Raw genomic sequence first — 20,724 nt, forward strand, 5'->3', positions numbered from 1 at the left:
GAGAGCCGTGATAAGCGCAAAAAAGTGACAGGCCAATGACCTTGCGCGAAACTTCCTGCATAATCGTGCCCCCGCGCGTGGAAAAAGCTGTGGACAGTCCGGCGATAACCCGCTTCGCGCCGAGCCCCAACGGCCCGCTTCACCTTGGCCATGCATGGTCCGCGCTCGCCTGCCACGATCTGGGGCGGGCGAGCGGCGGGCGCTTTCTGGTGCGGATCGAAGATATCGACGGCACGCGCAGCCGCGCCGAACATATCGACGGCGCGCTGGCCGATCTGGCCTGGCTGGGGCTGGAGCCGGACGAGCTGCCGCTGCGGCAGTCGGCACATATTCTGGCCTACCGCGCGGCGTTCGAGAAATTGCGCGAGCGGGGCCTCGCCTATCGCTGCTGGTGCACGCGAAAGGAAATTGCCGAGGCGCTGCGCCATAGCCCGGTGCGGCACGGCCCGGACGGTCCCGCTTATCCCGGCACCTGCCGCCATGCCGCGCGCGGGGAGCACGACGTCGAAATTCCGCACAGCTGGCGGCTCGACATGGCGGCGGCGGTGGAAGCGGCAGGGCCGCTCGGCTGGCGCGATCTGATGCGCGGCGAGGTGGCGGCGGATCCGGGGCGCTTCGGTGATATCGTCTTGTGGCGCAAGGATGCGCCCGCGAGCTATCATCTCGCCGCGACGGTGGACGACGCCGCGCAAGGCATCGGGCCCGTGGTGCGCGGCATGGACCTGTTCGATTATACGGACATCCATGTGCTGCTGCAGGCGCTGCTCGGCCTGCCGCAGCCGCTCTACTGGCATCACGAGTTGCTGCTGGGGCCGGACGGCGAGAAGCTGGCGAAATCGAAGGCCGCCCCGGCGCTGGCCGATCGGCGCGCGGCGGGTGAGAACGGGCGCGCATTGGCGGATGAATTGCGACGCGGCTGCTTTCCCGCTGGCATTTCGCTCAGCAATTCCTAGGTTGGGTACATGGGTGCCATCCTCGTCATCGGAATCATCATCGCCGCCTGCCTCGTCTTGGCGGCGCTCGTGCGCGGGCTCGGCGCGTTTGCCAATGTACGGCCGGAAGACCGCGACCTGGACGGCACGCCCAAATCGGCGAACATGCAGAACAGGATGATGTTCGCCCGCGTGAAGTGGCAGGCTATCGCGATCGTGCTGGTCGCGCTGCTGCTGATTTTCAGCCAGGCCAAATAAGCCCCCTTGGTCAAGCTCAACAAGATCTACACTCGCACGGGCGATGACGGCAGCACCGGCCTTGTCGATGGCTCGCGTCTGTCCAAAAGCGATCCGCGCATGGAGGCGATCGGCGATGTCGATGAGGCGAACAGCGCCATCGGCGTAGCGATCGCCGCCTTCGATGGTGCGGACACCGCGGGGCTTATGGCCGGTCTTTCGCGCATCCAGAACGATCTGTTCGATTTGGGCGCCGACATTGCGACGCCGGGCACGGATTTCGAGCCGTCCGAGATGGAACTGCGCGTTGTGGCGTCGCAGACCGCCTGGCTGGAAGATGAGATCGACCGGCTGAACGAAGCGCTCGAGCCGTTGGCGAGCTTCATCCTGCCGGGCGGCAGCGCGTTTGCCGCCGGGCTGCATCTGGCTCGCGCGATCACCCGCCGCGCCGAACGGGCGATGGTCGGCGCGCACCGTATCCACGGCCTCAACCCGGAAGCGCTACGCTACATCAACCGCCTGTCGGACTATCTCTTCACCGCCGCGCGCCGCGCGAATGCGGTGGGCGATGGCGGAACCGGAGCGGGCGATGTGCTTTGGAAACCCGGAGCGTCGCGCTAGAAACCCCGGCAAGGTTGATCTGTGTTGAGGACGTCTCTTCCGATCACGGCCAGAAGAAAGGCCCAGCCATGTCGACCCAGCCGATCTCCGTTCCGCACGACGATGCTTTGCTGCGCGATTTCCGCGCGACGCGAGAGCTGACGCTGGCGTTGGCCGCGCCGCTTTCGGATGCCGACGCTACCGTCCAGTCGATGGAAGACGCCTCACCCTCTAAATGGCACATGGCGCACACCAGCTGGTTTTTCGAAACCTTCGTGCTGCGCGATTTCGTGGACGGCTATGAGCCGTTCGACGAGCAATTCGCGTTCCTTTTCAACAGCTATTATGAAGCCGAAGGGGAGCGGCATGAGCGTTGCCACCGCGGCATGATCACGCGGCCTTCGCTGGATCAGGTGCGCGATTACCGCGCGCATGTGGACTCGGCAATCGGCGAGCATTTCGATGCGTTGCCGGACGATGCGCTGACCTTGGTGGAGCTTGGTATCCATCATGAGCAGCAGCATCAGGAGCTGTTCCAGACGGACATTCTGCACCTGTTTTCGCGCAACCCCACCGCGCCTGCGCTTTGGCCCGCGCCGCGGCGGCTGCACGAAGCGCCGGCGCCCGAGCTGCGCTGGATCGAGGGGCGCAGCGGCGTGGTCGATCTGGGCCATGACGGCGAGAGCTTTGGCTATGATTGCGAAGGGCCGCGCCATCAGGCGCTGCTCACCCCCCATGCACTCGCCAGCCGCTGTGTCACCAATGGCGAGTGGAAGGCGTTCATCGCCGACGGCGGCTATTCCGATCCGATGCTGTGGCTTTCGGACGGCTGGGCCTGGGTGCAGGCGGAGGGCATTGCCGCGCCGCTTTACTGGCGCCAGGACGATGAGGAGCGCTGGCACCAGTTCGGTCTCGACGGGCTGCAGCCGGTCGATGATGCCGCGCCGGTCTGCCATATCAGCCTGTATGAGGCGGACGCCTATGCCAGCTGGGCAGGCGCGCGCTTGCCGACCGAAGCGGAATGGGAAAGCGCCGCGCAGCAGCTCGATGCGAGCGGCGGCAACCAGCTCGATGAGGCGGGCGGCATCCGCCCCGCCCCGGCCAAAGGCGGCGATGGGCCGTCCCAGATGTTTGGCGATGTCTGGGAATGGACGGGCAGCGCCTTTCGCCCCTATCCCGGCTTCAAACCGGCCAAGGGCGCGGTAGGCGAATACAACGGCAAGTTCATGAGCGGGCAGTTCGTCCTGAAGGGCGGCAGCTGCGCCAGCCCGCGCGGCCATGTGCGCGCCTGCTATCGCAACTTCTTCTATCCGCACCAGCGCTGGCAGTTCACCGGGCTGCGGCTGGCCAAAGATCTCTAAGATTTCCAGACTAAGATTTTCAGTGAGGGGCACTTCATGACCGATTTCGACGCCGGCACTACCGGCGCCCTCGACAGCGCCTTTCGCGCGGACGTTCTGCGCGGCCTCCAGTCCCATCCGCGCGCCATCCCCGCGCGCTGGCTGTACGATCATGCCGGCTCCGGATTGTTCGAAGATATCACCGACCTGCCGGAATATTACCCCACCCGTACCGAACGCGGGCTGCTGGATGCGCATTGCCCCGAAGTGGCCGAGATTGCGGGCACCGGCCATGCGGTGGTCGAATTCGGATCGGGCAGTTCGGTCAAGACGCCGATCCTGCTGCGCGCCGTAAAACCGGCGGTCTATGTGCCGATCGACATCAGCGGCGAATTTCTGCGCGAAAGCAACGCCGAGCTAGCCAAGGACTTTCCCGATCTCGACATCGCGCCGGTAGAGGCGGACTTCATGCACCCAGTGGAGATGCCGGAAGCAGCGCAGAAGCTGCCGCGCATCGGCTTTTTCCCCGGCTCCACCATCGGCAATATGGTGCCGCGAACGGGCGTGGATCTGCTACGCCGGATGCGCGAAAATCTGGGTGAAGGCGCGCTGCTGTTGATCGGCATGGACCGGGTGAAGGATGAGGAAATCCTGGTGCCCGCTTATGACGACAGCGCAGGGGTAACGGCGGATTTTAACCTCAATTTGATCGATCGGATCAACCGGGAAATCGGCGGCGATATACCACGCGAGAAATTCCGCCACCGCGCTGTCTGGAATGCCAGCCATTCGCGCATCGAAATGCATATCGAGGCGCTGGAGCCGGTCGACTTCACCGTCGGCGGTGAGCGCTTTCATATGGAAGCGGGCGAAACCATCCATACCGAGAACAGCCACAAATTCGCACCGCGCGACCAGCGCCTTCTGCTGCGCGCCGCCGGGTGGGAGCCGATCCGCGAATGGACCGACGAAAAGGGCTGGTTCTCGCTAATCCTCGCCGAAGCGACACCGCAGCGCTTCGCGCCATGACACCGGCCTGACCTCCCCCGCCCCTTGAAAGCGGCTTCTACCTGTCTGATATAATACCCCCATAGGGTATCAACAGGAACCGTGATGGCCGATCTTCGTCAGTCCAGCATCAACCGCCTGCGCCGGATCGAGGGGCAGGTGCGCGGTCTTGCGCAGATGATTGAGGACGATCGCTATTGCATCGACATCCTGCATCAGCTGCAGGCGGTGAAATCCGCGCTCGCCAAGGTGGAGAGCCAGGTTCTAAAAAATCACGCCGCGCATTGCGTGGCCGACGCCATCCGTTCCGGCGATGCCGAAGACCAGAAGGCGAAGTTCGGCGAGCTGGTCGAACTGTTCGAAAAGGTGAAGCGATGAGCACGAAGACCGCCACCCTCTACCGCATGGTGATGGACAAGCATGTCTGCCCCTATGGTCTGCGATCTAAGCATCTGTTGGAGAGCCACGGCTATACGGTGGAAGACCATCATCTGACGACGCGTGAGGAAACCGACGCGTTCAAGGCGAAGCATGACGTCAAGACGACGCCTCAGACCTTTATCGATGGAAAGCGGATCGGCGGGAATGACGATCTCCGGCGCTTTTTCGGCAAGTCCGTCGCCGATCCCGATGCCACCAGCTACAAGCCGGTTATCGCGATTTTCTCGGTGGCCGCGCTCCTGGCCCTGTCGATCGGTTACGCGCTGACCGGCGCGTTCGTTTCCGTACGCGCGGCCGAACTGTTCATCGCCATCTCGATGTGCTTCCTTGCCGTGCAGAAGCTGCAGGACGTGCGCAGCTTCGCCACCATGTTTCTGGGCTATGATCTGCTGGCGCAGCGCTGGGTGCCTTATGCCACGATTTACCCCTTTGCCGAGGCACTGGCGGGCATTCTGATGGCGGGCCGTATTCTCGATATCGTTTCGATCCCCGTGGCACTGTTCATCGGCGGCGTAGGAGCGGTTTCGGTGTTCTACGCGGTCTATGTGCAAAAGCGGGAGCTGAAATGTGCCTGCGTGGGCGGCGGCTCCAACGTGCCGCTGGGCTTCGTCTCGCTCACCGAAAATGTGATGATGGTGGCGATGGCGCTGTGGATGCTGTACAGCCGCGCATAATAATCCCGCTGGCGCGCATCGATGGTCGAACCGGTCTGGCCCAGAACGCGGTCCACCGCGCCGTCGTCCTGCGCGCGCCAGGCCATGAAGCTGGGCACCAGCGGGTTGAGGAACAGCATCTTGGCGATGGCCGGGAACAGGCGATGCGCCGGGCCCTTGAAAGGCAGCAGCGCCCCGTTCAGCGAGACGATCCGCTGCGGCGCGATTCGTCCGTCGAGTGCCATGCGCAGGGCCACCGCTGCTCCGGCGGAGTGCCCGGTGACATAGGCCGGGGTCTCGTCCAGTGCCTCCAGCAGTCCGCCCACCGCACGGGCGACATAGGGCAGCGAAAGCATGCCGCTCGCGCGCGGGGAGGTGAAGCCGTGGCCGGGCAGGTCCGGCGCGATCAGCCGGAAATGTGGCGCCAGCAGCGGCCAGATCGGCCCCCAGCTATGCGTTGCCGCGCCGGTGCCGTGCAGCAGCAGCAGCGTGGGGCCGCTCCCGCCGCGCTGCACATGCCAGCGGTGGCCGGCGGCGGTGACGAACGCACTCGCCTCGCGGTTCGGCCAATCGGCCCCGTCGCGGTCCCAATCCGGGCGGCTCATGAGGCCACGATCGCGGCGAGCGCGCCGTCCTCGACGCGCGGCAGGCGAACATAGCGCGCGGCCATGGAGCGGGCGAGGGCCTCCACCCGGCGGTCCCCGCGCGCGGAGCTGTCGATCAGGATCGCCGGAATACGGGCGGCGGCAACGAGCGCGGCGATGGCTTCCGCATCCTGCTGCGCCTGGGCGCGGCCCGGTGTGCCGTCGCGCGCGATATTGGCGCCGCCGTCGGTCAGCACCACCAGCAGCGGCGCGCGGCCCGCCGATCGGCTGCGCGCGGCCTGCTCGAGGCCCGCGGCGATCCCGGCGGCGAGCGGCGTTCCGCCCCCGCCCGGCAGCGCCTGCAGCTCGCGCTTGGCGCGGGCGAGCGAGCGGGTGGGCGGCAACAGCGTTTCGGCAGCCGAGCCGCGAAAGGCGATCAGCCCCACTTCGTCCCGCCGCACATAGCTTTCGGCGAGCAAGTGTTCGACCGCGCCCTTCACCTCGGCAAGGCGCGCCAGCGCGGCGGAACCGGAGGCATCGACGGCGAAGATGGTGGCGCGGCGGCGTTGCGGCACCGGGCGGCGCACGCGAATATCGTCGGTGCGGATGGCAGGGCGGTCTCCCGGCCCCCGTCCGCGCAGCCGCTGCATCGGCGCGGCGGCGATCAGCGTGGCGGCCAGATCGAGCCGGGCGCCAGCTTGGGGAAGGCCCTTGCGAAGCCGACCCCGCCGCCCACGCGGCGATCCGCCGCTGCGGCTTGTCGCGCTGCCGTGCAGACCCGCGCCGGCCATGGCGCCGCCGCCGATTTCCAGCAAACCGGCGGGAAGCGCGGCCTGCGCTGCATCCACCAGCCGCTCCCCCAGATCGTCGCCTTCCTTCTGTTCGGGGGTGTCGGTTTCGTCGGAAGGGGGCGTTTCGTCCGGTTCCGGCGGCGGCGGTTCGGAAGGCTCTTCCGGCATCCGCCGCGCGCGCGGGCCGAGCGCGAGCCGCACCGCCCCCTCCGCGTCGCTGCGTGTCGTTTCGTCTGCTCCCCGGCGCGCGGCCAGCGCCCGCGCTACGGCGATGGCATGGCTCGGCGCACGCAATGATGCGATGCCGAGCACGGCCGCCAGTTCGCAGAAGGGCGCGACCAGATCCCCGGTTGGTTCGCCATCCTCGTCGATCGGCGGAAAGGCTTCGAGATCGCGCAGCGACAGGCCGTCGCAATCGACCCACATCGCCATGCGGTCGGCGAGCATCGCGCCCATCGCATCATCCGGCTCGCTTTCGTCGATCAGCACCACCCCGCCCGGAAAGGCCCCTTCGTCGAGCCCGCGCGCAATCAGCGCGGCAAACCGCTCGCCGATCCGCTCCGCGCCTGCCACCAGCAGCATGCGGCCTTCCAGTCTCTGGGCGAGCGAGCGGGTGCGCACGGTCTGCCCGGCGGCAACGCTCGCCATGACGTCGATGCCGCCCGTCAGCGCTTCGACATCGGCCTCGGCCGTAATGCGCAGCACACTGCGCTCCCCGAGAGCCAACCGCTCCAGAAGATGCGCGCGCACTGGGCCTTCGCGGGCGCGCAGAACCAGCGACAGTCCGGCGTCGCTCACCAGATCGATCGCCGCCCGCGCGTCCTCCATCCGGCGCGCGGCCGCACTCACGCTGCGATCTCTTCCAGCGCCCGTCCGACGCGGGCTTCGCCGTCGCCGCCGTCGAGGGGATCGCGGCGCAGGCGATGGGCGAGCGCCATCGGCGCGATGGTGCGGACATGCTCCGCGGTCACCTCCGTCTCGCCTTCCAGCGCTGCAAGCGCGCGCGCTGCACGGATGGTCACCAGTTCGCCGCGCAGGCCGTCGGTGCCCAGCGCCATGCAGATACGTGCGGCCTGTTTGATCGCGGCGTCGGGCGTTTCGATGGTGGGCAGCGCCTCGCGCGCGCGTTCGACGGCGCGGCGCAGCTTGCCGTCCTGCCGCTTCCATTGGGCGACGAAGCCTTCGGGATCCTGCTCATAGGCGTCGCGCCGCTTCACAATCTCGATGCGCTCGGCAATGGACGTTGGCGTCGTGACCGAGACGGCGAGGCCGAAGCGATCGAGAAATTGCGGACGCAGTTCGCCCTCTTCGGGATTGCCGCTGCCGACAAGCCGAATGCGCGCAGGGTGACGCACCGAAAGCCCGTCGCGCTCGACCAGATTCTCGCCGCTGGCGGCCACGTCGAGCAGCAGATCGACGAGATGGTCTTCGAGCAGATTGACCTCGTCGATATAAAGGAAGCCACGATTGGCCCGGGCTAGCAGGCCAGGTTCGAATGCCTTTACACCCTCGCCGAGCGCGCGTTCGAGATCGAGCGCACCGACCAAGCGATCCTCGCTCACACCCAGCGGAAGATCGACCATCGGCACCGGCGCCTTGGCGGTTTTACTCCGATCCGTTTCGCGGCACTCGGCGCATCGCGCGGCGGCAGGCTCGGGCGCGCAACCATAGCGGCAGCCTTTCATCACGCTCATGTCCGGAAGCAATTTGGCCAATGCGCGCACCGCGGTGGATTTGCCGGTGCCGCGATCGCCGAGGATGAGAAGGCCGCCGATACTCGCGTCGATGGCGAGAAGCAGCAGGCCGCGTTTCAAGGGTTCCTGTCCGACGATGGCGGAAAAGGGATAAGGGCTGGTCATCGCCCATCTGCCTAGCAGACCCGGCGACGCTCGGCGACAGCCGAGCGATCAGCGCGCTTCGTTTTCCTGCGCCGCGGGAACCGCCGTCTCGATTTCTCGCTTGAGTGGCTCCAGCGAAACCTCCGGCGTGCGCACTTCAGTGCCGCCGCCCAGCGCCACATAGAGCGAGGCGAAGTTCTGGAGTTCCTGCCGCTGCGCCGTCAGCAAAGCCTGCTGCGCGGCGAAGAGATTGCGCTCGGCATCCAGCACTTCCAGATAATTGGCGGCGCCTTCGCGGTATCGCAGGCGCGCGAGATAGGAGAGGCGGTCGTTCGCTTCCACCGCGCGGCGCAGGACCGCTACCTGATCGGCAATGTAGCGGCGCCCGGCGAGGGCGTTGGACACTTCCTGGAACGCGGTCTGCACCGCCTTGTCGTAATTCGCGACCGATTCGAGCCGCCGCGCTTTGGCGAGTCCAAGGTCCGCTTCGCGCGCGCCCCAGTCGAAGATCGGCAGGTTCAGGCTGGGGCCGAAGCTCCAGGTGAAGGCGTCGCCGTCGAACAAGCCGCCGAGGCTCGTGGAGGCGAAGCCCGCATTGCCGGTCAGAGAGATGTTCGGGAAAAAGGCCGCGCGCGCCGCGCCAATATTGGCCTCGTCCGCGCGCAGCTGCTCTTCGGCCTGCACGATGTCGGGCCGCACGAGAAGAAGGCGGGACGGCAGTCCGGCATCGAGCCGCGCGGTCACGGTTTCGTCGGCCAGCGACAGGCCGGGGGGCAGATCGCCGGGAATGCGGCCGCCGACGAGGACGGTGAGCTGATTGGTGGCGGTGGCGAGATTCTGCTGCTCAACGGCGACCTGCTGTTCGGCCTGCGTCAGCAGCGTTTCGGCCTGATAATAATCGAGCGCGCTGGTGACGCCGGCATCGAGCCGCAACTTGGCAATGCGCAGGCCCTCCTGACGGCTTTCCACCGTGTTGCGGGCCAGTTCCAGCTGTTCCTGCGTCTCGACCAGATCGAAATATGCCGAAGCGACGTCGCCGATCAGCGAGAGATAAAAGGCGCGCTGGGCAGCGACGCTGGCGAGATATTGCGCGCGTGCCGCCTCGGTAAGATTGGCGACGCGGCCCCAGAAATCGAGCTCGAACGAGGATACGCCGACGCCGACATTGAAACGGTTGAAGGTCGTGCCGCCCGATCCGCCGACAAGCGCACCGCCGCCACCTGCGCCGCCCCCGCCGGTACCGCCACCGCCCGCGCCGCCATTACCGCTGCCGCCATTGCCCGCGCCTGCACCGGTCCCCCCGCCTGCACCACCTAAGCCGCCGCCACCGAAGCCACCGCTGCCGATACGGGTGCGGACCGCGCTGGCGTTGAGGCCGACATTGGGGAGCTGCTGGGAGCGCTGGATTCGATATTGCGCCGCGGCCTGTTCGATCCGCGCGGTGGCGGCGAGCAGATCGCGATTGTTGGCCAGCGCCTCGGCAATCAGCGCTTCCAGCCGCGGATCGGCAAAATAATTCTGCCAGGCCAGGCTGCTTGCAACGGCGCCGCCGTCCGGGCGATAGTCGGGATCATAGGCCAGATCGCTGGGCTGCAGGGGCCGCGCGTGATCGGGCGCGAAATTGACGCAGGCGGACAAAGCCAGCGCGGAGGCCGAGGCCAGGGACAGCCGGGCAGCGGGGCGGAGGGCTTGGCGGATCGTCATGCAGGCTGTGCCTTTCCTTCGTCGCGGCCGCCCGCGCCGTCGCCGTCCGGTTCGCTTCCGTCCGCTTCCTCGCCGTCGGTTTCCATCGTGCCGGCGGCGTGCGGCTGCTTGCGGCTGAGATGGCGACGGACCAGCAGATAGAGGAGCGGAATGATGAACACGCCGATGCCGGTGGCTGTGATCATGCCGCCCATCACGCCGGTGCCCACCGCGATGCGGCTGGCCGCGCCCGCCCCGCTTGCCAGCACCAGCGGCACCATGCCCAGGATAAAGGCGAGCGAGGTCATGATGATGGGCCTGAGGCGCAGCTTGGCCGCTTCCTTGACGGCTTCGATCGGTTTGAGGCCGCGCTCTTCCTCTTCGATCGCGAACTCGACGATCAGGATAGCGTTCTTGGCGGCGAGGCCGATGATCGTGATGAGGCCGACGTTGAAATACACATCTGCCGAGAGACCGCGCAGCATCGAGAACAAGACCGCGCCCAAGACGCCCATCGGCACGATCAGCAGCACCGAAAGCGGCACCGCCCAGCTTTCATACAGCGCGGCGAGCAGCAGGAACACGACCAGCGCCGACAGGCCCAGCAGCGCGCCGACCTGGCCGGCGGACTGCTTTTCTTCATAGCTGATGCCGGTCCATTCATAGCCGATACCATCGGGCAGCTTGTCGGCCATCTGCTCCATCGCCGCGATTGCGGCGCCGGACGAGCGGCCGCTCGCCGCCTCGCCGGAAATCGTCATGGCGGGATAGCCGTTGTAACGTGCCAGGCTGGGCGGCTCGGCGGTCCATTCGGCGGTGGCAAAAGTGCTGAAGGGGACGAGCTGCCCCTGATCGTTCGGCACGCGCAGATCCATCACGTCCTGCGGCGTCATCCGGTCGGCAGCTTCGGCCTGCGCGATCACGCGCAGCACCCGGCCATTGCGGTTGAAGTCATTGATATAGGTCGAGCCGAAATTGATCCCGAGCGCATTGTTGACGTCCGATATCGAGAGGCCGAGCGCGGTCGCCAGCGTGCGATCGATATCGACGCGCAGGACGGGTCCGGCAGGCTGGTCCTCGGGACGAATATTGGTGATCACGTCGTTCTGGCTAGCCATGCCGAGCAGTTGCTGCTGCGCCTGGCGCAGCGCATCGCGGCCCAGCCCGGCGCGGTCCTCCAGCTTGAAGGAGAAGCCGCTGGCATTGCCGAGCGACTGGATCGGCGGCGGCTGGATCACGAAGGCGATGGCCGACTGGATCTGGCTGAACACACCGGTGGCCTTTTTCACCAGCGCGCCGGCGGAACTGCCATCGCCGGTCCGCTCGCTCCAGGGCTTCAGGCTGGCGAACATCAGCGCATTATTCTGGCCCTGGCCGAAGAAGCTGAAGCCGCGCACGATCACCAGGTTCTGCACCTCGGGCTGATCCAGCCAGAACTCCTGGACCGGGGCGATCGCCTCGTTCAGCACATTGCGGGTCGATCCGGGCGGGCTTTGTACGACGGTGATGACATAGCCCTGATCCTCGGTCGGCAGGAAGGCCGTGGGAAGACGCATGAACAGGAACACGGTGATCGCGGCGAGCAGCGTGAAAACGGCCAGCCCGCGCATCGGTTTGGAGAGAACGCGGCTGTTTACCTTCGCATAGCGCTCGGTCATCCGGGCGAACCAGCGGTTGAACGCGGCGAAGAACCCGCTGACCTTGTCCCACAAGCTGGCGAAAAAGCCGCGATCCCGATCGCCTTGCTTGTCGTCGCCGTCCTGGGCGCGCGCATGTGCGCTTTCTTCTTCCTCCTCCTCCTCTTCGTCAAGCGACGGGGCGCTGCCCGTCCCGCCTTCTTCGATCGGCTTCAGGAAGGCGGCGCACAAAGCAGGCGTCAGCGTGAGCGCCATCAGCGCGGAGAAGGCGATCGAAATCGCCAGCGTTACGGAGAACTGGCGGTAGATGCCGCCCGTCGATCCGGGGAAGAACGCCATCGGGATGAACACCGCGATCAGCACCAGCGTGATGCCTATGATGGCGCCGGTGATCTGGTCCATCGCCTTGCGCGTGGCCTCCAGCGGGGGAAGGCCTTCCTCGCGCATGATCCGCTCGACATTCTCGATCACCACGATCGCGTCGTCCACCAGGATGCCGATGGCCAGCACCATGCCGAACAGCGTCAGCACGTTGATCGAGAAACCGAACAGCCAGAGGCCGAGCGCCGCGCCCGCCAGTGCGATCGGCACGACTAGCGCCGGGATCACGGTGGCGCGCCAGTTCTGCAGGAACAGGAACATGACGAGGAAGACGAGCACCATCGCCTCGATCAATGTCTTCACCACTTCGTCGACCGAGGTCTGAACAAACGGGGTGGTGTCATAGGGAATCGAATAGCTGACGCCCGGCGGCAGCTGACGCTGCAGCTCTTCCATCCGGGCCTTCACGCCCTCGGCCGCGGCAAGCGCATTGGCGCCGGTGGCAAGCTGTACGGCCATGCCGGCCATCGGCTTGCCGTTCAGCGTGGTGGTGGTGTCGTAGCTTTGCGCGCCCAGTTCGACGCGGCCCACGTCTGCGACGCGCACCGTCGCGCCGCTTTGCGCCGCGCGCAGGATGACCTGCTCAAATTCCTTGATCGTGGAGAAACGATCCTGCGTTACGATAGTCGCGTTGATCTGCTGGTCATCCACGGTCGGCAGCGCGCCGAGCGAGCCGCCTGCGGTCTGGCTGTTCTGCGCGCTGATGGCCGCAACCACGTCGGACGGCGTGAGATTGTAGCTCGCCAGTTTTTGCGGATCGAGCCAGATGCGCATGGCATATTCGGAACCGAACAGCCGGATATCACCCACGCCCTGCACGCGGCGCAGTTCATCGACGATGCGGGTGGAGGCGATATTGCCAAGGTCCACGGCATCATATTGTTCGCCCTGGCTGGTCAGCGCGACGATCAAGAGGAAGCCGGTATTGGCCTGACGCACCGTAATGCCCTGCCGCCGCACCGATTCGGGCAGGCGCGCCTCCACCGTGGAAAGACGGTTCTGCACCTCGGTCTGCGCAATATCGATATCGGTGCCGGCCTCGAAGGTCAGCGTGATAGAGGCGGTGCCGTTCGACTGGCTGGTCGAGGCCATGTAAAGATAGCCTTCAACGCCGTTCAGCTGCTGCTCGATCACCTGGGTGACGTTCTGCTCCAGCGTCTGGGCGTCGGCACCGGGATAAGCGACCGAAATGGTAAGCGAGGGCGGGGCGACCTGCGGATATTGCTCGATCGGCAGGGCGCGCAGGGCGATGATGCCGCCCAAGAGCACGCCGAGCGCAATCACCCAGGCAAAAACCGGTCGGTCGATGAAGAAACGTGGCACGCGCGCGCTCCGCCCTTACTGGGTTTTGGCCGCAGCGCCCGAAGGCTGGCCGCCGCTTGGCTGCGGACGGGCCGTGCTGCCCAGAACGGAGCGACTGTCCTGAACCTTTACAGGCGCGCCGGGGCGGATCTTCTGCAGATTGCTGACGATCACCTTGTCGCCCGGTTTCAGTCCGCTCTTGATGACCCAGCCATTGTCCACCAGCGAACCCAGCTCGACATTCTGGCTGCGTGCCTTTCCGTCCGGGCCGACCACGAATACTGTTGAACCGTTCTCGCCCACCTGCACGGCGCGCTGAGGTACGATGATGCCGCCCTCGCGCTGGCCGGCAAGAATACGTGCGCGCACGAAATCACCGGGAAGCAGCAATTGCTGCGGGTTGGGGATCTCACCGCGCAGGACGACCGCGCCGGTGCTCTGATCGACCGAATAATCGAGGAAATTCAGGCGCCCCTTGATGGGATAAGGCGTGCCGTCCTCAAACTGCACCTCGAACTCGATGCGGCCATTTGGGTCGAGCTCCAGCTCCCCCGATGCGATGGCGCGGCGGATGTCGAGCACCTCGGACGAGGCCTGCGTCAGCGTCACGAAGATCGGGTTGAGCTGCTCGATCCGCGTCATGAGCGTGCCTTCGCTCTGGCTGACGAGCGCGCCTTCGGTCACCAGCGCGCGGCCCACGCGGCCGGAAATCGGCGCGCGGACGGTGGTGTAGCTGAGTTGCAACTGCGCCGCGTCCAGCTGTGCGCGTGCGGCGGCGACCTGCGCGCGGGCTTCACGCTGCGCCGCGACGGCGGCGTCATATTCCTGCTGGCTAATGGCCTGTTCGCTCACCAGCGGCTGGTAACGCTGAACCACTGCGCTGGCATTGGCGGCGGTAGCCTGAAGCCGCTGCAGATTCGCGCGCGCCTGATTGACCGTGGCCTGCACCTCGCGCGGATCGATCCGGAACAGCGGTGCGCCTTTTCGAATTTCGGTGCCCTCATCATAGACGCGGGCCTGCACGATGCCGGTGACGCGGGCGCGTACTTCGGCGGTCCGGATCGGCTCAACCCGGCCCGGAAGCTCGATGATGTTCGGCACGGACTGCGTCTGCACGGCCGCGACCTTGACCGGCGTCGCCGGCGGCGGACCTGCCTTGTCCTCGTCCCCGCCGGAGCAGGCGCCGAGCGCCATCGCGGCGGCAATCATCCATGTACGCATGTTGGTTGTCGAGACCATGCGGCGGCCATTCCTTAGCAGTTGCAGCATAAGGCATAGGGCCGATCCGCTTGCCTCGCAAGTCGTTCGAACGAACTAACTCAGTTTTTTACCGAAACCTTTTATAGGCGTGTGCAAATTTGGGTTTCTGCCGGACCCGGCTGTGCCGAAGTTCAGCCGCCGGTGACGGACATGTGCCGCGCCAGCGCCGGATCGGCGCCCTTGGCGATGCGGAAATGGTGGCGCTCCGGTTTGGTCTTCATGGCCCGGTCCAACGCGGCATCGAGGGCCTGTTCCGGCTCCGGTCCGCGCAGGGCGGCGCGCAGATGGGTCATCTCGCCATGGCCGAGGCAGGGGAACAGCTCTCCCTTTGCGGTCACGCGCACGCGGTTGCAGCTGGCGCAGAAATTGTGGCTGATCGGGCTGATGAAGCCGATGCGTCCACCCGTTTCCGCGACATTCCAGTAACGCGCCGGGCCGCCGCTGACATGGCTGGACGGCTCTAGCGTGAAGCGCTGCTCCAGATCGCGGCGCACGGTTTCCAGCGAAAGGAACTGGTCCGATCGTTCGGCCGCGATATCGCCGAGCGGCATCACCTCGATAAAGGTGATGTCCATGCCCTTGCCATGCGCCCAAGCAGCAAGATCCGGAATTTCTTCACGGTTGGTGTCGGCCAAAGCCACGGTGTTGAGCTTGATCTTGATGCCTGCATCAAGGGCGGCATCGATGCCGTCGAGGACGCGGTTCAACATGTCCCGGTTGGTCAGCGCAGCGAACGCTGCCGGATCGCGCGTGTCGAGCGAAACGTTTAGCCGCTTCACCCCGGCATCGGCGATGCGCTGCGCATGGCGGGCAAGGTTGGTGGCGTTGGTGGTCATCGTCAGCTCGTCGAGGCCGTGGCCCAGCCGCTTGCCCAGTTCGTCGATCAGCGGCAGCGTCACGGCGCGCACCAGCGGCTCGCCGCCCGTCAGGCGGATCTTGTTGACGCCGCGGGTGATGAATCCGTCCGCCAGACGCACCAGCTCGTCGAGATCGAGCAGCTCCCGCCGGGGCAGGAACTGCATCGCCTCACCCATGCAATAATTGCAGCGCAAATCGCACCGGTCCGTCACCGAAAGGCGCAGGTACCGGATCGTGCGTCCGAACTCGTCGATCAATTTTCCGCAAGCCATCAGTCGGTAACTATGCGCACCGGTACGCCTTTTGAAGCGGGCGTCTTCGATTTCTCGTCATGATACCATAGCGGGACGAGCGGATTGAGCTCCGGAAAATAGCCGGCAAGGCAGCCGTCGGGCACTTCATAAGGTGTCACCGTCAGGCCCGGTACGCGCCGATCCGCGCCATCTTCGGCGTCGCCGATCAGGGTGACGCGCTGGCCCGCTTTCAGACCTGCCTTTTCCATTTCCTTCGGGTTGATCAGGATCACGTGGCGCGTACCTTCGATCCCGCGGAAACGGTCCGAATAGCCGTAAATGGTGGTGTTGAATTGGTCGTTGGACCGCAGCGTGATGAGCCTATAGCGGCCTTCCTTGTCGGCGAGGCCGGTGGAGGAGAGCATGGCGGGCGTCGTGAACTCCGCCTTGCCGCTCTCGGTCTTCCAGATTCGCTCGCGCGCGCTGTTGCCGCGGTAGAAGCCGCCTGCCTGCAGCATCCGCTCGTTCATGTCGTAGAACTGCTCGTGATAGGTCTCGGCAATCAGATCGCGCACGATCGAATAGTCGCCGGTCCAGTCGTCCCAACGCAGCTTGGGATTGGGCGCGCAGGTTTCCTTGGCGAGGCCTGCGACGATCGCGAGTTCGCTCAGCAGATGCTCGCTAGCCGGCGTACGCTTGCCGAAGGAGGCGTGGACATGGCTCAGGCTGTCCTCCATCGACACCTTCTGCATGCCGCTCGCCTGCATATCTCGTTCGGATCGGGCGAGGCAGGGCAGCAGCCAGGCGCTCTTGCCGTTGATCAGATGGCTGCGGTTGAGCTTGGTGGCGATCTGCACCGTCAGCTCCATTTTCTGCCACGCTTCTTCCATCCGCACGATGTCCGGAATGGCGCGCACGAAATTGCCGCCCAGCGAGATGAATGCCTTGACCGTCCCGTCCTCGATGCCTTCGCAGGCTTCCACGGTGTTCATGCCGTCCTCACGCGGCGGATCGAAACCGAACTGCTCGGCAATCAGGTCGAGCGGGACGAGCGCGGTCTTTTCCGCAATGCCCACGGTGCGCTGGCCCTGCACATTGCTGTGGCCGCGCACGGGGCTCATGCCCGCGCCAGGGCGTCCGATATTGCCGCGCAGCAGCAGGAAATTGGTGAGCAGCGCAATATTCTCGAAACCGTGGACATGCTGCGTCAGGCCCATGCCATAGATGCCGATCACCTTTTCGGCATCCATATAGACGCGCGCGGCGTCCATCAGCGCGGTGCGGGGCAGGCCGCTATTGGTCTCGATTTCTTCCCAGCCCGTGGCGGCGCATTTCGCCTTGAACTCCTCGAACCCGTGCGTGTGTTCGGCGATGAAATCCTCGTCGATCACGCCGCGGCCCGTCGCCTGGCGGCGTTTTGCATCGCACTCCAGGATGAACTTGCACATGCCCAGGATGGCGGCGATGTCTCCGCCCGCCTTCACCTGATGATATTGATAGCTGATCTTCGTGGCCCGGCCCGTCAGCATTTCGACCGGGTTCTGAGGGGAGATGAACTCCTCGAGGCCCTTTTCCTTCAGCGGATTGAAGGTCACGATCTTGCAGCCGCGTTTTACGGCGTCGCGCAGCGGGTGGAGGAAACGCGGACTGTTGGTGCCGGTGTTCTGGCCGAAGAAGAAGATCGCGTCGCACTCGTCGAAATCGTCGAGCGTGCAGGTGCCCACCGGCGATCCGATCACCTTGCTGAGCGCCACCGAAGTGGTTTCGTGGCACATATTGGAGCTGTCGGGCAGATTGTTGTGACCATAGGCGCGGGCGAACAGCGCGTAGAGATAGCTCGTCTCCAGGCTCGCGCGACCGGAGGCGTAGAAAATGGCCGATTTGGGATCGAGCCGCTTCAGATGCGCGCCAATTTCGCGGAATGCCTCGTCCCATTCCACCGGCACATAATGGTCCGTCTCGGCATCGTAGCGCATGGGGTGGGTCAGGCGGCCCTGATCCTCCAGGTCGAAATCCTTCCAGCTGCGCAGCTCGGTCACGCTGTGGCGCGCGAAGAATTCGGGCGTGCAGCGCTTGGTGGTCAGCTCCCACATCGTTGCCTTTGCACCGTTCTCGCAGAACTCGAAATGGTGCGGGTCTTTCGGCTTGGCCCACGCGCAGCTGGTGCACATATGGCCGCCGGACTTGTTCTGCCGGGCGAGGGTTTCGAGCATCGCTGGCGTCGGTTTTTCCGTGCCCGCGATTGCCGCCATGCCGCGCACACTGCCCCAGCCGCCAGCGGGCCCGTCATAGTGCGGCATATCGTGATTGTCGCGGTTGGCCGGATCACGGGGGTCGCTCATACGGGGGCTCCTTCGGTGCTTCTGTCGTCCGCCCGTGACAACGGGGATTGTAAATCTGGCGGAACCAGCGGTCTGCCATAAATCTTTCAGAGCGGTAAGTCTCTGATCCAAGGAACGCGAAGATGCCGCAAAACGATCCCATTCTCTACTCGCCGGCGCTCGAAACGCGAGAGGATGAGGAAGCGAAGACGAATGAGGAGATGCAGGAAACCTTTCAGGATATCCTGAACATTACCGCGGAAGATGAGGGCAGGGCGATCCGATCGGTCCACGCCAAGAGCCACGGCATCCTGTCCGGCACGCTCGAAATCCTGCCCGATCTGCCAATCGAATATGCGCAAGGCATGTTCGCACAGCCCGGCCGGCATGCGGCGCTGGCGCGGATATCGACCAATCCCGGCGACATCCTGCACGACAAGATCGGTCTGCCGCGCGGCTTCGCGCTGAAGGTGCTGGACGTGGAAGGCACGCGCCTGCCCGGATCGGACGGTAGCGTGCAGGACTTCACCATGATCAACGCACCCGCCTTTACCGCGGAAAACGGGAAGGATTTCCTGCGCAATCTGAAGCTGCTCGCCAAGACTACCGACCGCGCGGAATGGGCGAAGAAGGGGCTTTCCACCGTCTTGCGCGGCGCGGAGAAGCTGTTGGAAACGGTGGGTCTGGAAAGCGGCACGCTGCAGTCGATGGGCGGCGCGCCGAATGTCCATCCGCTGGGCGAGACCTACTATACGATGACGCCCTATCGCTACGGCGATTATGTCGCGAAGCTGCAGATCGTGCCCGTTTCCGATAATCTCACATCGCTGACCGGGGAGATAATCGATGCGTCGGATCGTCACGACGCTTTGCGTGAAGAGGTGGCCGAAGCGATGAAGACGGCGGACGGCGTCTGGGAGTTGCGCGTGCAGCTGCTGCGCGACAAGGACAGCATGCCGATCGAGGATGCTACGGTGGTGTGGCATGAGGAGCTCAGCCCCTTCGTCGCCGTGGCGCGGCTCACCGTTCCCGCACAGACGGGGTGGAGCGAGGCGAAGGCCGCGAGGGTGGACGATTGCATGCATTTCAGCCCCTGGAATGGGCTGGAGGCGCACCGACCGATGGGCCGCATCAATCGCATCCGCCGCGACAGCTACGATTTGTCGGCGCGCTTCCGCGCCCGGGTGAACCAATGCCCGATGCACGAGCCGACCGCCGCCGAGCTGGAGGCGCTGGTCTGATCTGGCCCCCGAAAACAGGATCCTGACCGCGATGGGCCGCAGCCGGACCTTCGCCGCATTGGAACGTCGGTTCGATGGGAGCCCCGATGCGGAGCGCGACCGTGCGGTGCCTGTCGAGACGCCGGTGGCGATCGAGGTCAACGGCCTCGGCTATGCTGTGATGATGGCGACGCCGTCCGACCTTGCCGAGTTCGCGACCGGTTTCGCGTTGTCGGAGGGTCTGGCCGAACGCGCCGATGAGGTTCGCAGCGATATCGCCGAGGTCGAGGGCGGCTGGATCGCGCGGCTCAAGGTTCCCGCCGCCGGGGCCGAACGCGTTGCGGAGCGCCAGCGCGCGCGCATGTCGGAAAGCAGCTGCGGCCTGTGCGGTGTGGAGAATATCGCGGCGGTGCATCGCGCATTGCCCGAACTCACCGCCGGGCCGCCGGTCGAGCGGGGCGCGATCGAGCGCGCGTTGCAGAGCTTGCGCGATTGGCAGCCGCTCAATCGGGAAACTGGCGCGGCGCACGCCGCCGCCTTCGCCGGTATCGATGGCGCAATCAGCCATGCTTTTGAGGATGTGGGCCGCCACAATGCGCTCGATAAGCTGATCGGGTGGCTGGCTTTGGCCGAAATCGATCCGGCGGGCGGCATGGTGCTGCTGTCATCGCGCTGCAGCTACGAAATCGTGGAGAAATGCGCGCGCGCCGGGGCGGGGTTGCTGGTGACGATCAGCGCGCCGACGAGCCTGGCGGTGGAGCGCGCCATGCTCGCGCGGCTGACGCTGGTCGCGCTGGCGCGCAGCGATTCAATGCTGGTGCTGAACGATCCGTTCGGGCGGATCGGATGAGGCTGCTCGGCGCGGTGCTGGCCGGGGGACGCTCCAGCCGTTTCGGCTCGGACAAGGCCGAGGCGCTGTTGGAGGGACGCAGGCTGATCGATCATGTTGCCGCAGCGCTCGACGCCGAAACCGATGGGTTGATCGTCGTTGGCCGAGAGGACGCTGCTTATGCCTGCGTTCCCGATCGGCCCGTGCCCGGGCTGGGACCGTTGGGCGGCGTGGCAGGGGCGCTTGCCGCCGCTGGCGAACGCGGTTTCGATGCGGTGCTGACCTGTCCCGTCGATGTGCCGAAGCCGCCGACCGATCTGCGCGGACTGCTGGCGCCGGGCCCGGCATTTCTTGTCAATCAACCGACCATCGGTCTGTGGCCGCAAGGGCTTTTGACCGGTCTGTTGGCCTTCATCGAACATGACGCGAAGCGCTCGGTTCGGGGTTTCGCGCAGCATGTCGGCGCTCGTCCGGTCGACGCACCGGGGCCGATCGCAAATATTAACCGGCCCGACGATCTGCATAATCTTTCTTAGTCGGCGCAACCCCTCCCCGCGCGGATGCGCTTCGGCCGCC

At 65.5% G+C, this 20,724-nt stretch carries 17 protein-coding genes and 1 pseudogene; 10 read left to right on the plus strand and 8 right to left on the minus strand.

The features are described from left to right. Window positions 1–35: 35 nt before the first annotated feature. The 7 genes from gluQRS to H7X45_RS11860 all read left to right on the plus strand — a co-directional run bounded on the left by gluQRS (window position 36) and on the right by H7X45_RS11860 (window position 5,232). Window positions 36–953 (plus strand): tRNA glutamyl-Q(34) synthetase GluQRS, encoded by a 918-nt coding sequence (gene gluQRS / locus H7X45_RS11830; protein ID WP_187335057.1) that lies wholly within the window; start codon window positions 36–38, stop codon window positions 951–953. A 9-nt stretch (window positions 954–962) separates the two neighbouring features. Further along, on the plus strand, window positions 963–1,190 hold the full coding sequence (locus H7X45_RS11835) for an HIG1 domain-containing protein (RefSeq protein WP_187335058.1): 228 nt from the start codon (window positions 963–965) through the stop codon (window positions 1,188–1,190). A 6-nt stretch (window positions 1,191–1,196) separates the two neighbouring features. Further along, a complete protein-coding gene (locus H7X45_RS11840; RefSeq protein WP_187335059.1) occupies window positions 1,197–1,790 on the plus strand; it encodes a cob(I)yrinic acid a,c-diamide adenosyltransferase in 594 nt (197 codons plus the stop codon). Window positions 1,791–1,858: 68 nt separating this feature from the next. Continuing rightward, a complete protein-coding gene (gene egtB, locus H7X45_RS11845; protein ID WP_187335060.1) occupies window positions 1,859–3,130 on the plus strand; it encodes an ergothioneine biosynthesis protein EgtB in 1,272 nt (423 codons plus the stop codon). Between the two features lie 36 nt (window positions 3,131–3,166). Beyond that, a complete protein-coding gene (gene egtD, locus H7X45_RS11850) occupies window positions 3,167–4,138 on the plus strand; it encodes an L-histidine N(alpha)-methyltransferase (protein WP_187335061.1) in 972 nt (323 codons plus the stop codon). A gap of 84 nt (window positions 4,139–4,222) precedes the next feature. Beyond that, window positions 4,223–4,495: a metal-sensitive transcriptional regulator gene (locus H7X45_RS11855; protein WP_187335062.1), complete on the plus strand. Its 273-nt coding sequence runs from the start codon at window positions 4,223–4,225 to the stop codon at window positions 4,493–4,495. Continuing rightward, on the plus strand, window positions 4,492–5,232 hold the full coding sequence (locus H7X45_RS11860) for a glutaredoxin (protein ID WP_246449453.1): 741 nt from the start codon (window positions 4,492–4,494) through the stop codon (window positions 5,230–5,232). The genes H7X45_RS11855 and H7X45_RS11860 overlap by 4 nt, the downstream gene beginning before the upstream one ends. Before the next feature lie 29 nt (window positions 5,233–5,261). Here H7X45_RS11860 and bchO read toward each other — a convergent pair. From bchO to H7X45_RS11900, 8 genes and pseudogenes are all read right to left on the minus strand, one after another. Next, window positions 5,262–5,816, minus strand: a pseudogene (gene bchO, locus H7X45_RS11865) (alpha/beta fold hydrolase BchO); the annotation flags it as partial. Further along, window positions 5,813–7,435, minus strand: coding sequence for a VWA domain-containing protein (locus H7X45_RS11870; protein ID WP_187335064.1), 1,623 nt, complete (start codon window positions 7,433–7,435; stop codon window positions 5,813–5,815). The gene H7X45_RS11870 and the pseudogene bchO, both read right to left, overlap by 4 nt. Then, a complete protein-coding gene (bchI, locus tag H7X45_RS11875; RefSeq protein WP_187335065.1) occupies window positions 7,432–8,445 on the minus strand; it encodes a magnesium chelatase ATPase subunit I in 1,014 nt (337 codons plus the stop codon). The genes H7X45_RS11870 and bchI overlap by 4 nt, the downstream gene beginning before the upstream one ends. Window positions 8,446–8,493: 48 nt before the next feature. Then, window positions 8,494–10,128, minus strand: coding sequence for an efflux transporter outer membrane subunit (locus H7X45_RS11880; RefSeq protein ID WP_187335066.1), 1,635 nt, complete (start codon window positions 10,126–10,128; stop codon window positions 8,494–8,496). Next, window positions 10,125–13,448 (minus strand): efflux RND transporter permease subunit, encoded by a 3,324-nt coding sequence (locus H7X45_RS11885; protein ID WP_187335067.1) that lies wholly within the window; start codon window positions 13,446–13,448, stop codon window positions 10,125–10,127. The genes H7X45_RS11880 and H7X45_RS11885 overlap by 4 nt, the downstream gene beginning before the upstream one ends. A gap of 15 nt (window positions 13,449–13,463) precedes the next feature. Further along, window positions 13,464–14,666 (minus strand): efflux RND transporter periplasmic adaptor subunit, encoded by a 1,203-nt coding sequence (locus H7X45_RS11890; protein WP_246449454.1) that lies wholly within the window; start codon window positions 14,664–14,666, stop codon window positions 13,464–13,466. Between the two features lie 152 nt (window positions 14,667–14,818). Beyond that, window positions 14,819–15,817 carry a GTP 3',8-cyclase MoaA gene (gene moaA, locus H7X45_RS11895; protein WP_187335068.1) on the minus strand — a complete coding sequence of 333 codons (999 nt, stop codon included), beginning with the start codon at window positions 15,815–15,817 and terminating at the stop codon, window positions 14,819–14,821. Beyond that, complete coding sequence (locus H7X45_RS11900) at window positions 15,817–18,120, minus strand: FdhF/YdeP family oxidoreductase (protein ID WP_187335069.1); 2,304 nt, start codon at window positions 18,118–18,120, stop codon at window positions 15,817–15,819. The genes moaA and H7X45_RS11900 overlap by 1 nt, the downstream gene beginning before the upstream one ends. Window positions 18,121–18,242: 122 nt before the next feature. Between H7X45_RS11900 and H7X45_RS11905 the strand changes: the two genes are divergently transcribed. From H7X45_RS11905 to mobA, 3 genes are read left to right on the plus strand one after another with little or no spacing between them, the layout of a single operon-like run. After that, window positions 18,243–19,340: a catalase family protein gene (locus H7X45_RS11905; protein ID WP_187335070.1), complete on the plus strand. Its 1,098-nt coding sequence runs from the start codon at window positions 18,243–18,245 to the stop codon at window positions 19,338–19,340. Between the two features lie 31 nt (window positions 19,341–19,371). Then, window positions 19,372–20,169, plus strand: coding sequence for a formate dehydrogenase accessory sulfurtransferase FdhD (gene fdhD, locus H7X45_RS11910; protein WP_187335071.1), 798 nt, complete (start codon window positions 19,372–19,374; stop codon window positions 20,167–20,169). Continuing rightward, window positions 20,166–20,684 (plus strand): molybdenum cofactor guanylyltransferase, encoded by a 519-nt coding sequence (mobA, locus tag H7X45_RS11915; RefSeq protein WP_187335072.1) that lies wholly within the window; start codon window positions 20,166–20,168, stop codon window positions 20,682–20,684. The genes fdhD and mobA overlap by 4 nt, the downstream gene beginning before the upstream one ends. Window positions 20,685–20,724 lie beyond the last annotated feature (40 nt).

Origin of the sequence: Novosphingopyxis iocasae, from assembly GCF_014334095.1 — a bacterium.
Classification (GTDB): Bacteria; Pseudomonadota; Alphaproteobacteria; order Sphingomonadales; family Sphingomonadaceae; genus Novosphingopyxis; species Novosphingopyxis iocasae.

What these genes read in the sequence shown, in the direction of transcription:
- gluQRS (WP_187335057.1), top strand. Translation starts at nt 36, where the DNA reads ATGACCTTGCGCGAAACTTCCTGCATAATCGTGCCCCCGCGCGTGGAA.
- H7X45_RS11835 (WP_187335058.1), top strand. Translation starts at nt 963, where the DNA reads ATGGGTGCCATCCTCGTCATCGGAATCATCATCGCCGCCTGCCTCGTC.
- egtB (WP_187335060.1), top strand. Translation starts at nt 1,859, where the DNA reads ATGTCGACCCAGCCGATCTCCGTTCCGCACGACGATGCTTTGCTGCGC.
- egtD (WP_187335061.1), top strand. Translation starts at nt 3,167, where the DNA reads ATGACCGATTTCGACGCCGGCACTACCGGCGCCCTCGACAGCGCCTTT.
- H7X45_RS11855 (WP_187335062.1), top strand. Translation starts at nt 4,223, where the DNA reads ATGGCCGATCTTCGTCAGTCCAGCATCAACCGCCTGCGCCGGATCGAG.
- H7X45_RS11860 (WP_246449453.1), top strand. Translation starts at nt 4,492, where the DNA reads ATGAGCACGAAGACCGCCACCCTCTACCGCATGGTGATGGACAAGCAT.
- bchI (WP_187335065.1), bottom strand. Translation starts at nt 8,445, where the DNA reads ATGACCAGCCCTTATCCCTTTTCCGCCATCGTCGGACAGGAACCCTTG.
- H7X45_RS11880 (WP_187335066.1), bottom strand. Translation starts at nt 10,128, where the DNA reads ATGACGATCCGCCAAGCCCTCCGCCCCGCTGCCCGGCTGTCCCTGGCC.
- H7X45_RS11890 (WP_246449454.1), bottom strand. Translation starts at nt 14,666, where the DNA reads ATGGTCTCGACAACCAACATGCGTACATGGATGATTGCCGCCGCGATG.
- moaA (WP_187335068.1), bottom strand. Translation starts at nt 15,817, where the DNA reads ATGGCTTGCGGAAAATTGATCGACGAGTTCGGACGCACGATCCGGTAC.
- H7X45_RS11900 (WP_187335069.1), bottom strand. Translation starts at nt 18,120, where the DNA reads ATGAGCGACCCCCGTGATCCGGCCAACCGCGACAATCACGATATGCCG.
- H7X45_RS11905 (WP_187335070.1), top strand. Translation starts at nt 18,243, where the DNA reads ATGCCGCAAAACGATCCCATTCTCTACTCGCCGGCGCTCGAAACGCGA.
- fdhD (WP_187335071.1), top strand. Translation starts at nt 19,372, where the DNA reads ATGGGCCGCAGCCGGACCTTCGCCGCATTGGAACGTCGGTTCGATGGG.
- mobA (WP_187335072.1), top strand. Translation starts at nt 20,166, where the DNA reads ATGAGGCTGCTCGGCGCGGTGCTGGCCGGGGGACGCTCCAGCCGTTTC.